This window comes from Flavobacterium gelidicaeli (assembly GCF_013294005.1).
In the GTDB taxonomy this organism is placed as follows: domain Bacteria; phylum Bacteroidota; class Bacteroidia; order Flavobacteriales; family Flavobacteriaceae; genus Flavobacterium.
In genome coordinates, this window is sequence record NZ_JABSNK010000005.1 from 195,711 (window position 1) to 211,042 (window position 15,332).

Sequence of the window (15,332 nt, forward strand, 5' to 3'; positions counted from 1 at the left end):
AGATGTAATTGAGGAACTTTTTTTTCATTTTAAAATTAATCCAGCTTTATACCCTTCAGCCGTCCGTAAATTAGTAATTTTGCAACTTAATACTGTTGCAACATGAACTATAATCTATATACTGAAAGCCCATTTATTACTCAAATTTCTTTTCATCGATTAATTGAATCTATGGAGGAAATCGCTTTAACAGCTATTGATTATCGTGCTAATTATGCAAAAGCCTTACTTAAAGAAATTGCGCCTCTACCACAGTTAAAATCAGGTGTTACTGACTTATCATTTATTAAAGAAAATGAGGTACTTGTCAAAAATTTACTTGTTGACTTATTTCCCACTGCTTTAACGAACAACGAAATAAAAGCAGTTACCATTCCTTTTCAAAATTTAATGTTCAATTACTCGGAGCGTTTTAAAAAAATCATTAAAAATGCAGGTGGTGCTTTTGACATGACTATTCGGGATTTTGACGCAGATCAATATTACATCATGAGCTGTATATTGATATTGAATGTGTACTACAAACAACGTTTTGAAGTAACTAAACCTCTATTTTATGACATTCCTGACGAAAACGGAATTTCGAAACATTATAGAATTTTATACAACGCTGATTTTATCGAAGTGATCCCTACTAAAAATGCTATTGCGTTAACAACTGAAGACATCGACTTGTTAATGGATAATTATAGTAATATCTCCTTATGGAAAGAAAAATTCCCTATTGAGAGTTGGATCCTTAAAGGTTTTGGTATTGTAACTTTATTTGATGCTACCATCGAAAGTGCCATTTCTAACTTAAAAAGTAACCTGCTTAAAAATGAGGAAAATCAACATGATAGTAATCCAAAATTTGAAAAGATATTTCGATCAATATTTAAAATAGCCGATTTGCAAGTAGGTGTTATTCTATACAATGAGGAAGAAAACAAGTTCTCAAAACCTCCTTATAGTAATAATGAAATTGGCAGCTTTATCCTTTTAGAAAAAGAAGACATTGATTGTGAAAAAGCATTATTGAGTTGCTCTATTGATACTATTTTAAATCAAAAAAAACCTTTTGCAATCTCTAATGTTAAACGATTTGCTGAAATACCAGGAAGCGAAAAATTAGGACGCCATTTATTAAAACAAAATATTCAAAGTTGCATACTTGCACCTGTTGTAAAAGACGATAAATTATTAGGGATAATAGAATTAGTTTCCTCTAGTGCGCGAAGTTTAAACACGGTCAATGCTACAAACTTAGACTTAGTACTTCCTTATGTAGTGGACACATTGGAGCGCTATAATAGGGATATTGAAAACCAAATTGAAGCGGTAATTCAGCGTGAATACACTGCCATACATTCTAGCGTGTATTGGAAATTTAAAAAAGAAGTCCAAAAATACTTAAAATCTAACAATAAGAATAAAGACTACATTTTTAAAGAAATTGTATTTAAAGAAGTATATCCTTTATATGGACAAATTGATATTAAAGGCTCCTCTGAACATCGTAATGAAACGGTAAAAGACGATTTAAAAAACCAACTGGAAGCCTTAATCACTATTGTAGACAATTTAACTGCACAGAGTGATTTACCGTTATTAGAGCAACGCAAGTTTGAAATGCAAAGCTATTTTAATGATTTAAAACAAGAGTTAAAAGCAGATACTGAACAGCAAATTCAAGCTTATATTTTGAAGGAAATTCATCCTATATTAACCAATTCAAAAATTAATGAGGAGAATCAAAAACGTATTGCAAATTATTTTGCCGAATTAGATTCAAAGACGGCACTATTTTATCATTCGAGAAAAAACTTTGACAATGCCATGTCTATTATTAATAAAAAAATGGCATCAATTCTTGACAAAGAACAAATCCAAGCACAAAAAATTTTTCCACATTATTTTGAGCGATTTAAAACGGATGGTGTAGAGCACAACTTATATATTGGCGCAAGCATTGCTCCTATGCAAAAATTTGACTTGATGTATTTGAGTAATTTAAGATTATGGCAATTACAAACTTTGTGTAAAATGGAATTAGAGCACCACCGCCTTAAATCGGTTTTGCCATATGAATTAGACGTAACCTCTTTAATTTTGGTTTTTAGTTCCCCAATATCTGTTCGTTTTAGAATGGATGAAAAACGTTTTGACGTTGACGGAACCTACAATGCGCGTTACGAAGTAGTAAAAAAACGCATTGACAAAGCCAATATAAAAGGCACTCAGGAAAGAATCACGCAAAAAGAGAAAATCACCATCGTATATTCTCACGATTATGAAGAAAAAGAATACCTAAAATATATTAAGTTTTTACAATTCAAAAAAATTCTTGAACCTACAATTGAACAATTTGATGTACAAGAGTTACAAGGGGTTTCTGGTTTAAAAGCACTCCGAATTAAAGTATGTAACTCAGATATGCCCGATGATAAATACAGCTACCAAGAGTTATTAGAAGAGTTAAATTAAACATGTATAGAATTGAAAGCGATTACAAAAGCAAGCACTGAAACAATAATCCCGATCATGAATATATTATAGGTAATTCTTAAAAGGTTGTATTTTTTTTCTAAAACAAGTCCCAAATAATACAAATCTTTAATCATCGAGTTGTATAAATAACTGTCGTCTTTCATCATCTCGTTTACCGCCCACTCATACTCATCTAAAGGCATTTTATAAAAATTCCCGAAGAAAAGCAAATTCACTTTTTTATCCTCAATATCTTGTCGCGTAAAAGTTCCGCTAGTTACTTTTGGACGTGTCGAAAGTATTGCAAAAATAATTGAAACTACACTAAACATCAACATAATAAATGTAGGAATGATCAAATAACCATTGCGAACATTATCTAGTTTAGGAATGATAGACGACAATGCAATTGATATAATAATGGCGTTAACTGATAATAATATATTGGCTTTACTATCTGCAATTCCGCTTAAACGAGTGTGATTGCTTAATGTAATTCTGAATAAAGTATCTACTCCTCTACTCGTTTTTCCATTTGTGGGTTTCTTTTTTTTCTTTTTCTTCTTTTTTTCAGTAGGAACAGCACTTTCAAGCTTTTTATTTTCGATATTATTTATATTCTCTTCTATCAATTTTATATTTTTTAATTTAATGGGTTGCCAGTTTTCAAGGGCATATTGTGTGTAATATACATGAAAATTAGAAATTATTTTAAGATTCTCTTGCGCCCATTCTAGGTTCGTGTAAAATTTATGACTCGTAAGCTCCCATTCCTTTCTTAAATTCTCACAAATAGATAGATAATCTTCTCTTCCAAAGTGAGAATAATCAGCATCTCTAATAATTTTTTCGAAAATAGTAACAGGTACATAATTATACGTTGTTGCTTTAATAACTTTAGCAACAGCTATAATAAAAGCTTCGTCTTTATCCTTATCCTTTAAAAAATCTTTTGCAATAGCAATACTCGCATCTTCATGATTATCACAACCTTTAGTATAGCCTGTATCATGAAACCACGCCGCTACTATCATCATTTCTGTCTCTAAAGGCGTTAGATTTTCTCTGTCAGATAGTATGGTAACTGCCGAAACCACATCAAAAGTGTGGTCTAAATTGTGGTAAATAAATGAAATAGAAAGTTTATCTTTGAATAATTTACGGACAAAATCTTCGGCTTGCGCTATAAGGGTCATAAATAATTTTTTATACCACTAAATTATGAAAATGTTTTCGGATAATCGATTTATCAAAAATAAAATATTTCTTTACTTACCAATAGTACTCCTTTTGCTACAATCTTGTGCTACCAAAAAGGCGCAATATGGTAGTAAAGTAGAAACTCCTGTTCCTCAAAACGAAGCTGACACTGCAAAAGTTACGCATACTTTTTTTTTAGTTGGTGATGCTGGAAATGCTGATGAAACTGAACCTCAAAAAATGTTGCAATTGCTTCAGGAACAACTTGTGTTTGCTAATAAAAACAGCACCTTATTATTTCTAGGAGACAATATATACCCTAAAGGATTACCAAGTAAGAAAGACGATGCCAACTATAAAATTGCCGAAGACAAATTATTAGCTCAATTAGCACTTACTAAACAATTTAAAGGGAAAACCGTATTTATTCCTGGAAACCACGATTGGTACAGCGGAATTAAAGGGCTTGAAAAACAAGGAGAATTCATTACTGACTATTTAAATGATAAACACGCTTTTTCACCCAAAAAAACTTGTGCAATAGATGATATAGAAATAAACGATTTAACCACTCTAATTACGATTGATAGTCAATGGTTTTTAGAAGACTGGAATAAATCACCTACAATAAATGATAATTGTGATATTAAAACTCGCGAAGATTTCTTTGCTGAATTAGAAAGTTTACTAAGCAAGAATAAAGACAAAACGGTAATTTTAGCACTTCACCATCCATTATTGAGTAATGGTACGCATGGTGGACAGTTTTCCTTAAAAAAACAACTTTTTCCGCTTGAACAAAAAATTCCGTTGCCTGTAATTGGTTCCGTTATTAATTTTTTAAGAAAAACGTCAGGTATCAGTCCGCAAGACATTCAAAACAAAAAATATAGCGAATTATCAAACCGCATTCAAACCTATGTAAAAGGTTTCACTAATGTAATTGTAGTTTCTGGACACGATCATAATTTACAATATATTGACCATGAAAACATCAAGCAAATCATCAGTGGTGCTGGTTCTAAGTCCGAAGCTGCAAAGGCGGTTTACCCAAATGATTTTTCATACGGAAAAAATGGTTTTGCAACACTATCCCTTTATGATACAGGAAAAGCAATGGTTTCTTTTTACGGAAGAGAAAATGACAAACTCAATTTACTGTTTAAGAAAACCATTTTATTCCCAAAAACAAAAGTAACATTAGATTATCCTACCACTTTTCCAGATACAATAAAAGCATCGGTTTACACTCCAGATATGATCGATAAAAGTAGTGTTCATAATTTTTTATTTGGAAAACATTACAGAGAGTATTTTGGAAAACAAATAGCTGTAAAAACAATAACTCTTGATCAACTTTATGCCGGTGTAACTCCTACAATTGCTGGTGGTGGTCATCAATCTAAATCTTTGCGTCTTGAAGATGCAAACGGAAAGGAATATGTAATGCGTGCAGTAAAGAAAAGCGTTTCTCGTTTCTTACAAAATGTAGCCTTTAAAGACCAATACGTTGAGGAAAGTTTTCAAAATACTATTGCCGAAGATTTTCTATATGATTTTTACACTACTTCCCATCCTTATGCGCCACTATCAGTAGGCAATTTGGCTGAAAAAATTGGCGTAGCACACACTAATCCATTACTTTATTATATTCCAAAACAAAACCAATTAAAAGATTTTAATGAAAATTTTGGTGATGAATTGTATTTAGTAGAAGAGCGTCCGTCTAAAGAACAAAAAAACCTAGCAGGCTTTGGCGATACTCCAATAGATATTATAAGTACCGATGATGTTTTAGAAAATTTACGGAAAGATGAAAAATATGCTGTCGATCAAGATGAGTATATAAAAGCGCGTTTATTTGACATGCTTATAGGCGATTGGGACAGGCATTACGATCAATGGCGCTGGGGCGAATATAAAGTGGGCGATAAAGTGATTTACAAGCCTATTCCTAGAGATCGCGATCAAGCATTCTCTAAATATGATGGGACACTACTTTCTATTTTAATGAATATCCCGGCTTTGAGACACATGCAATCATTTAAAAAAGATATTAAAAATGTAAAATGGTTTAATCGCGAGGCTTACACGCTTGATTTAGCATTTCTAAAAACTGCTACTGAAAAAGACTGGCTGGCACAAGCTAAATACATTCAAGATAACCTATCAGATGATGATATCGCACATGCATTTGATAATTTACCCACTGAAGTCAAAGACCACACAATTGAAGAGATTAAGGCAAATATTAAATCCCGAAGAGCAAAATTAACACAATATGCAGCAAGATATTACCATGTTTTACAAAAAACAGTTTTATTAGTTGGTACCAATAAAAAAGATCGTTTTGTAATTGACCGTACTGCAAAAAAAGAGATTGTAGTAACTGTATCAAGATTAAAAAAAGAGGGAGAACAATTTATGTATAAAAAGACTTTTACTCACAAGTCTACTAAAAACATTTGGGTTTACGGGCTTGATGATGATGATGAATTTGTTGTAAAAGGAACTCACAATAACGGAATTAACATTCGATTAATTGGAGGGCAAAACAATGATATTTACACCATAGAGAAAGGTAAAAACATTGAAATTATTGATTTTAAATCAAAAGACAACACTTACGCGATCGACTCTAAAACGAAGAAATCTTTGACTGATGATTATGAAACTATTCTTTATGATTATCGAAAACCAAAATACAACTTCTTCTCTGGGCTACCTATCTTAGGTTTTAATCCTGATGACGGAGTAAAAATTGGAATCATAGCAAACTATACTGTTAATAGGTTCAAGCAAAATCCGTATACACGCAAGCACCTACTTAAGGCCAATTATTATTTTGCTACGGGTGGTTTTGAATTATTGTATAACTTAAGTGTACCTAAGTTAATTGGTGATTTTGATTTTAATTTAGATACCCAATTTACGAGTCCCAATTTTGCTATTAACTATTTTGGTTATGGTAATAATACCATTAATAATGATGAAGAAGATGGAAAAGACTTCAATCGTGTTCGAATTCGTATTTTAAAAGCTGCTCCACAACTTACCCGAATTGGTAAAAACGGAAGTATCATTAAATTTAAAACTGAAATTGAGAACATTGATGTAGAACGTATAAATGACCGTTTCATTGGATTGTCAAATAGTATCAATCCAGCTGTTTTTGATAATCAGTTATTTGCTGGAGCGAGTATAAAATATAGTTTTGATAATAATGACAACACTGCCTTCCCTACAATAGGAATGGGCTTTTCAATAACGGGTAGCTGGAAAATCAATCTAGAAGACACAAAAAGAAACTTCCCAACGATTGAATCAAAATTGAATTTTAATCATAAAATTGATGCTAACGGTAAATTAGTTTTAGCCACTTTATTAAAAGGAAAAGCAATTTTAAACAATAATTTTGAGTTCTATCAAGCAGCTGCTTTGGGTGGCGATTATGACTTAAGAGGTTTTAGAAACGAACGTTTTATAGGAAACCAATCGTTCTTTCAAAGTAGTGACATTAGATGGAATATAGGTCAAATAAAAAGAAACATCATTCCGATGACTTACGGTATTCTTGGAGGTTTTGATTATGGAAGAGTGTGGCTTAATGGTGAAAACTCATCCAAATGGCATCAATCAGTTGGTGGCGGATTATGGCTTAATGGCTTAGATATCTTAACGGCAAGGATAACTTATTTTAAAAGTGCTGATGATCAAGGTCGTTTAACTTTTGGATTAGGGCTTGGTTTCTAATTTAATTTTATCCAAATTTAATTTATAAACATTACCGCCTGTTTTTTTTACTTTTTCATCAGCAATGAATATTGTACTAGCGTCTTTAAAAGCAATACTTTCTTTTTGGGAGTAATGCTTTAAGTCGCCCATTTTAAGATCTCCTGATAAAAAATTATCTGATTTAAAATCTTTAAAAATCCAAATTTTACTGTGACTTAAAAGAATAACTTTTGAATTATCAGGACTAATTGTTGCACTAGTAATTGCTGCATCATCGTAGTTTTTACCCAGTTTTATACTTCCTAATAATTCTGCTTTATGATGCCCTGCTTTATTGGGAATCTTATATAATGAAGTCATCCCTTTAAAATCTTTACTTCTGTCTTTGGTAAACAAATAGAAATAATTATTAAATTCAAAAAAACCTTCTACATCATAAAATAACTCCTTCTTTTTGGGCGGAAAATCCTTTTGTTCAGGATAATAAAAAGTCACTTTATAGTCTGGTGTAGCCTCTTTGGCGTTAAGCACCTTTTTATTTATCTTGTAAATACACAGGTTTTTTCTATCATTATGATTGTTTCCAAAATCACCAATATATAAATTACCTTGTTTGTCTTTAGCAATATCTTCCCAATCAACATTAGCAGTATTAGCAATTGTAATTTCGTTTACAATCACTCCATCGCTATTTAGGCTGTAAATTTTATTATCGTTTCCGCTATCTTCAAGTGTCCATAACAAGTCAGTTTCTGGCAAGTAAACTACTCCCGAAACTTCTTTTAAGTTATTTGGCAGAGAAAAAAAGGGTTTTAATTTACCTAAATCTTGCTGACAAGAAAGAATTAATAAAGTGAGTGAGTATATCGAAAAGTAATTTTTCATGCGTAATAATATCTTATTTGTAATTTGTTTAATTGATTAAAAACCCGGTTTAAATAAATTAGCATTTTTATAGTTTCGTGTTACAAATCTAAAAGCGGCACTTAAAACATTACCCATACGTTTAGCATTCTTAAAATTCACATCATTCGTATAGCGATACAAGTCCATTTTAAGTTGTGTTATATGCTCTTCTGGGGCAATATTATCTTGTCCCATTATTTTTAAAATACGTTTAATACGTGTTTCCGCAGATAGAATTCTTTTGGCTAATACGGCGCGCTCTTCATTTTTATATTGTTCTATTGAGCTCTCTTGCAATTTCTCTTTTACTAAGCGTACCATAGGGTAGTTTTCTTTAAAAAACTGTGGTCTGTACACTTTAAAATTCCCTTCATAACATTGTTGATCAAAATCAATTGGTCGGATTTTGTATACAACTTGATCAAAATCGTGAATAGGAACAATAACATAATTATATGCCCTCATGTCTCCTAAGAGTCTAATCATGCAACGTTCATTGAACTTCACAAACTCTTTAGCTATTTGTGCTTTTTCAGTTTCGGTACAGTTTTTTAGTAAAGTATCCATAAAAACATCACCTGGGATACCAATAATATGCTCTTCAATCAATGTGTCTTCATAAACCAAAAAATTGATTTTATCAGGTGATAAAATATGCTCTAATTCTAAACCATAAATACGCGAAGCATCAGCTTTTTTCACATAAAAATGCGTGTAGTTATCATTTAAAATATTTCGAACTTTTATTCGAAAAGGTTTTGAATTCCCAAAAGTGCAATAATCAATTGAATCTACATTTAAGAACTTTATAATATCAAGGTTTCCATCAGAATGTAGTAGCGAATAGATTTTTTTTAGATTCAAATCAATTTCATTCCTTTCAAATTCATTATAGAAAACCCTTGCCCACAAGGTATCATTATCCTGTTTATCATAAACATTGATAGAGCCTGAAAAACGCAATAAATCATCATAACATATCTCAACTTTAGATATACGGTCAAAACGTCCTAAATATTCAAATAACGATTTGTTAATTGGGTAGGACGGTTTTTTAAATTGTATGAAGGTATCTTCCATGTATTGCTTGTGTTTTGTACAAATTTACATTAAATTAAAGCTTAAAATAAATATTGAAAATTATTAAAACGCATTTGTATTCAAAAAAACACGTTTTCCTACAATTTAATAAATTTGAAACGATAATCAAAGATAATTGTACTTTATTAACGCTTTATAGCAATTGTTTAACAGCAGATAGTGGCATTAAAAAAAGGTTCACTTTACTTAAAAAGTGAACCTTTATATTTTAATAAACTACTTTAAATAGCACAAAACAATTTTCTAAAATAATATTGCTTGTCCATCTTCATCAAGCTGAACATCAGGATTATCATCATCGCCAGAATTATTTCTAACTGGAACAATTTCCTCCGGAACCTCATAAGGCAATGGATCTAGCATATTAACTTGTTTCAACTTATCAGTTGTCAACTGATTCCCCAGAGCTTTAAAACCTTTTACAGCAATAAAATCCTCGATATCAATTGTTACACTTTCTTTTTGAACTCCTTTAATTTTTGGAAAAACTAATTCTGCCACAGGACGATAGTCTGTTGATATAATTTCTAATTGTGAATTAGGGTGTTCAGTTATAAATATTTCTTCTTTGTTTTCTGTTTCTACTAAAAAACGTTTTAGATAATAACGCTCTTTCTCCCCATCATAATAAATTGCCGAAATTGGTTTTTTAGGGATCCATTTTTCTAGCACAACCATATCTGTTTCAAAATGCGTTGTTAGTTCAGGGACAACAACTTTTAACTTACCTGATTGTTGTACTATTAGAATTTTATCACTCGGTCTAAACTCTCCTAATAAATCTCCTCTGCCGTCAACATTTAAGCGACGAACTGTATCATCATACCACACTTTTCTTGGTAATAATGTAGAGATTCCTTTTTCCTTGATCTCAATCTTTTTTATTGGATATTTACTCGCTAAATTCCCTTTAGAACCACGCCCTTTTATAGCTAGTTTAGCAAAATCAATATCGAATTTCAGTTTTTTAATACTACCTACTTGTCTTAGTATTATTGTTATTACCTCAGCTTCACCATTTGGATTAGAAGTAAAATACAATATTTGAGACCCTTTAGTACCATTAGTTAAATCATATAATTTATCGCGGGTAACTCCAGAGACATTGAAACGTTTTATGTAAGACGGACCTGATTTTCCGTCACGATAAATCACATTATTAATCGTACGCTTATCACTCTTATCAAAAATAGCGATATGGATAATATCTTTCCCTACAAAAGTTTTTGCATCAACTTTAGTAATCATCATATTCCCATCACGTAAAAAAACAATAACATCATCAATATCAGAACAATCAGTTACATATTCGTCCTTTTTAAGACTAGTACCTACAAACCCTTCTTCTCTATTAACGTATAATTTTGTATTTCGCAGCACTACTTTTGTAGCTTCAATATCATCAAAAACACGTAGCTCAGTTTGACGCTCACGCCCTTTACCGTATTTCTCTTTTAATTTTACAAAATAAGCAATTGCAAAATCAATTAAATGCTCTAAATCGTGTTTTACTTGTTCAATACTTCCTTCGAGTGCTTCAATTTTGTCTTGCGCTTTATTACTATCAAACTTAGAAATACGCATGATTCTAATATCTAATAACCTCAGAATATCTTCCTCAGTAATAGCACGTTTTAAATGTTTAATATGTGGTTTTAAACCATCATCAACTGCCTGAATAACATCCTCTCTCGTAGTTTTTTCTTCAATATCGCGGTAGATTTTATTTTCGATAAAAATTCGTTCCAAAGAAAGAAAATGCCATTGCTCTTCTAGTTCACTCAATTGAATTTCGAGTTCGCTTTTAAGCAATTGAACAGTACGCGCTGTCGAAATTTTCAACATATGAGAAACCCCAACAAACAGCGGTTTATTATCTTCAATAACACAACCTAATGGCGCTACAGAAGTCTCACAAGCCGTAAAAGCAAATAAAGCATCAATCGTTTTATCTGGTGAAACACCTGGATACAAATGGATCAATATCTCCACATTTGCTGCCGTGTTATCCTCAATTTTTTTGATTTTTATTTTCCCTTTATCATTCGCTTTCAAAATACTATCAATAAGTGTTGTAGTATTTGTAGAAAACGGAATCTGGGTAATCACTAATGTATTTTTATCGAGCTGCGCAATTTTAGCACGTACACGCACACGACCGCCACGCATTCCATCATTGTAATTAGACACATCGGCAATTCCTTGTGTCATGAAATCCGGATAAATTGTAAAGGGTTTTCCTTTTAATATTTTTACCGAAGCATCAATCAATTCATTAAAATTGTGAGGCAATACTTTGGTCGAAAGACCTACTGCAATCCCTTCTGCACCCGAAGCTAATAATAATGGGAATTTTACTGGAAGATTATTCGGTTCTGCACGACGACCATCATAAGACATTCCCCAATCAGTAATTTTTGGAGAATATAAAACCTCCAAGGCAAACTTAGACAAACGTGCTTCAATGTAACGTGAAGCTGCCGCAGAATCTCCCGTAAGGATATTTCCCCAGTTTCCTTGACAATCAATCAACAATTCTTTTTGACCTATTTGTACCATAGCGTCACCAATACTCGCATCCCCGTGTGGGTGATACTGCATGGTATGTCCTACAACATTAGCTACTTTATTATAACGACCATCATCCAACTCTTTTAGCGAGTGCATAATACGACGTTGCACTGGTTTAAAACCATCTTCAATTGCTGGAACAGCACGCTCTAAAATAACATAAGAGGCATAGTCCAAAAACCAATCCTTGTACATCCCTGTAACCTTAGTTATAGTATCTGCACCATCGTCGTTATTATCGTAAAAATGTCCTCCGTCTGTCGATTTTTCTATTACCTCATCTGATTCTGCTTCTTGATTTTCATCAATAGCATGATCTTCTGAATTAATATTGTCGTTCTCTGGATTTATATTTTCTTCTTCCTCGTCTTTCATATAGTGATTACGAAATTAATTTTATTAAATCTTCTTTACTAGGCAATACCGTTTTGTATTTACTAGCAAAGATTTGTTCGTTATTCTCTGGCAATGTATATTCAACCACTAAATCACTTTTGTTTTGACACAGTACAATTCCGATGGTTTTATTTTCGCCTTCCAAACGTTTTTCTCTATCATAATAGTTTACATACATTTGCATTTGTCCCAAGTCTTGGTGTTTCAATTCGCCAATTTTTAAATCGATCAGTACAAAACATCGCAATACACGATTATAGAAAACTAGGTCAATTCTAAAATGTTTATCGTCAAATGTTATCCGGTCTTGTCGTGCTACAAAAGTAAATCCGTGGCCTAGTTCTAGTAAAAAACTTTCTAATTTGTTGATGATTTCTTCTTCCAAATCCGATTCTGAATATTGATGCAATTCAGGTAATCCTAAAAACTCTAAGATATAAGGGTCTTTAATCAGATCTTTTGGCTTTTCGATTAGCTGTCCTGCTGTAGAAAGTTTCAAAATTCCTTCCTTATCACGACTTAAAGCCAATCTGGTATATAGCGCCGAATCATATTGCCTTTTTAATTCCCTTACACTCCAATTGCATTTCTCAGATTCTATTTCGTAAAAACGTCTTTCTTCTTCATTATCAATACGCAGTAAGAAAGTATAATGAGTCCAAGTTAATTTAAAATAAGACCGAAACAATTCAAAATAAGCATTATTGAATTCCGCAGTCAATGACTGCGGAATTTGATTATACAAAATCGTCGACAGTGATGACGAATTTGAATATGTTTTATAAAACTTTCTTATTTGTTCTAAATTCCTCATTGAAAACCCCTTCCCAAACTCTTTTGTTAAATCTGCAGAGAGTCCTTTTAAAATTTGCTTGCCATACTCCGCTCTTTCTTTTCCGTTCTGCTCTTCTTCAATAATCATTCTACCTATCTCAAAATAAGTATAGGTCATCGTTGCGTTTACCGTACGTAAAACCTGCTGGCGTGCATTTTGCAAAAGCACAACTACCTGTGAAAATAAGATTTTATTTTGAAGACTTTTTGACACTTGTATTTATTCCCAAAAGGTTATTACTCTACTCCTTCTCTACCACATCCAGTTCTACCTTCAAGTTCTTAATAATAAACTCTTGACGGTCCGGTGTGTTTTTACCCATATAAAAAGAAAGCAATTGCTCTACTGATGTGTTTTTATCCATCATCACTGGGTCTAGGCGAATGTCTTCTCCAATAAAAAACTGAAACTCATCTGGCGAAATTTCCCCTAATCCTTTAAATCGAGTGATTTCTGGCTTGGGTTTTAGCTTTTCGATAGCCGCTTTTTTCTCATCATCAGAGTAGCAGTAAATCGTTTCCTTTTTATTTCGAACCCTAAACAAAGGGGTTTGTAAAATATATAAATGTCCTTCTTTGATTAATTCTGGAAAAAACTGCAAAAAGAAAGTAATCAATAACAAACGAATGTGCATTCCATCGACATCGGCATCTGTTGCGATTACAATATTGTTGTAACGCAGGTTTTCCATGTCATCTTCAATATCTAATGCCGCTTGAAGCAAATTAAACTCTTCATTTTCATAAACAATCTTCTTGCTCATTCCGTACGAGTTCAACGGTTTTCCACGTAAACTAAATACCGCTTGTGTATTCACATCACGCGATTTAGTAATCGATCCCGAAGCCGAATCCCCCTCAGTGATAAACAAAGTACTCTCTAGATAGCGCGCATTTTTAATATCGGGTAAATGCACACGGCAATCACGCAATTTTTTATTGTGTAAGTTGGATTTCTTAGCACGATCTTTTGCTAATTTTCTAATACCTGAAAGTTCTTTACGTTCTCTCTCTGCTTGTAGAATTTTACGTAAAAGTAAATCGGCTGTTTCTGGATTTTTATGTAAAAAGTTGTCTAATTTATTTTTTACAAAATCATTTACAAATGTTCGTACCGAAGGCATCCCTTCTTCTGAACCCATGTCAGTAGAACCTAATTTGGTTTTTGTTTGTGATTCAAAAACGGGTTCCATCACTTTTATACTCACGGCACTTACTACCGACTTACGAATATCAGAAGATTCGAAACTTTTATTGTAAAACTCACGTATTGTTTTTACCAGCGCTTCTCTAAAAGCAACTAAGTGTGTCCCTCCTTGCGTAGTATTTTGTCCATTTACAAAAGAGTGGTATTCCTCACTATATTGTGATTTACTGTGTGTAATTGCCAACTCTATATCATCGCCTTTTAAGTGAATGATGGGGTAAACCATATCTTCCTCGGCAATGTTTTCTTCTAATAAATCTTTTAATCCGTTATCCGAAAAGTATTTTTCTCCGTTATAAATTATTGTTAATCCTGTGTTTAAGTAACAATAATTTTTAAGCATTTTAACCACATATTCATTTCTGAATTTATAGTTTTTAAAAATCGCTTCATCTGGAATAAAGGTTACTTTAGTTCCTTTTCGTTTTGTAGTATCAATGATTTCCTCTTCAAGAACTAAATTTCCTGCTGAGAATTCGGCTGCTTTTTGTTTGTCCTCACGAACTGACTCTACTCTAAAATAATTAGACAGTGCATTAACCGCCTTGGTTCCTACACCATTCAAACCCACCGATTTCTTAAATGCTAGCGAGTCATATTTTCCTCCCGTATTCATTTTAGAAACAACATCAATCACTTTTCCAAGTGGAATTCCACGTCCATAATCACGTACAGCTACGGTTTTATCTTTGATCGATACTTCTATCGTTTTACCAGCGCCCATAACAAACTCATCGATACAGTTGTCGAGTACTTCTTTTAATAAAATATAGATACCATCATCAGGTGAAGATCCGTCGCCCAGCTTACCAATGTACATTCCGGGACGCATACGAATGTGCTCTTTCCAGTCGAGTGACCGAATATTATCTTCGGTATATTGATTTTTATCAGACATTGCGGGAGTTTATCG

At 32.6% G+C, this 15,332-nt stretch carries 8 protein-coding genes; 2 read left to right on the top strand and 6 right to left on the bottom strand.

The window, feature by feature from the left end:
* Positions 1 to 102: 102 nt before the first annotated feature.
* Positions 103 to 2,466 (top strand): GAF domain-containing protein, encoded by a 2,364-nt coding sequence (locus HNP99_RS09610; protein ID WP_173853161.1) that lies wholly within the window; start codon positions 103 to 105, stop codon positions 2,464 to 2,466.
* Here HNP99_RS09610 and HNP99_RS09615 read toward each other — a convergent pair.
* A complete protein-coding gene (locus HNP99_RS09615; protein WP_173853162.1) occupies positions 2,463 to 3,665 on the bottom strand; it encodes a Pycsar system effector family protein in 1,203 nt (400 codons plus the stop codon). The two genes, HNP99_RS09610 and HNP99_RS09615, sit on opposite strands and share 4 nt — an antisense overlap.
* A 25-nt stretch (positions 3,666 to 3,690) precedes the next feature.
* Here HNP99_RS09615 and HNP99_RS09620 point away from each other — a divergent pair, with 25 nt between their 5' ends.
* On the top strand, positions 3,691 to 7,422 hold the full coding sequence (locus HNP99_RS09620) for a metallophosphoesterase (protein WP_173853163.1): 3,732 nt from the start codon (positions 3,691 to 3,693) through the stop codon (positions 7,420 to 7,422).
* On the opposite strand, the gene HNP99_RS09625 is transcribed toward HNP99_RS09620, so the two are convergent.
* The 5 genes from HNP99_RS09625 to HNP99_RS09645 form a co-directional block, all read right to left on the bottom strand.
* The gene (locus HNP99_RS09625) at positions 7,405 to 8,289 is read right to left on the bottom strand and encodes an NHL repeat-containing protein (RefSeq protein WP_173853164.1); all 885 of its coding nucleotides are present in this window, start codon (positions 8,287 to 8,289) and stop codon (positions 7,405 to 7,407) included. The two genes, HNP99_RS09620 and HNP99_RS09625, sit on opposite strands and share 18 nt — an antisense overlap.
* 36 nt (positions 8,290 to 8,325) lie before the next feature.
* Positions 8,326 to 9,390, bottom strand: coding sequence for a hypothetical protein (locus HNP99_RS09630; protein ID WP_173853165.1), 1,065 nt, complete (start codon positions 9,388 to 9,390; stop codon positions 8,326 to 8,328).
* Between the two features lie 264 nt (positions 9,391 to 9,654).
* Positions 9,655 to 12,357, bottom strand: coding sequence for a DNA gyrase/topoisomerase IV subunit A (locus HNP99_RS09635; protein WP_173853166.1), 2,703 nt, complete (start codon positions 12,355 to 12,357; stop codon positions 9,655 to 9,657).
* A gap of 7 nt (positions 12,358 to 12,364) precedes the next feature.
* On the bottom strand, positions 12,365 to 13,426 hold the full coding sequence (locus tag HNP99_RS09640) for a PDDEXK nuclease domain-containing protein (protein ID WP_173853167.1): 1,062 nt from the start codon (positions 13,424 to 13,426) through the stop codon (positions 12,365 to 12,367).
* Positions 13,427 to 13,454: 28 nt separating this feature from the next.
* Positions 13,455 to 15,317 carry a DNA topoisomerase IV subunit B gene (locus HNP99_RS09645; protein ID WP_173853168.1) on the bottom strand — a complete coding sequence of 621 codons (1,863 nt, stop codon included), beginning with the start codon at positions 15,315 to 15,317 and terminating at the stop codon, positions 13,455 to 13,457.
* Between the last annotated feature and the right edge of the window lie 15 nt (positions 15,318 to 15,332).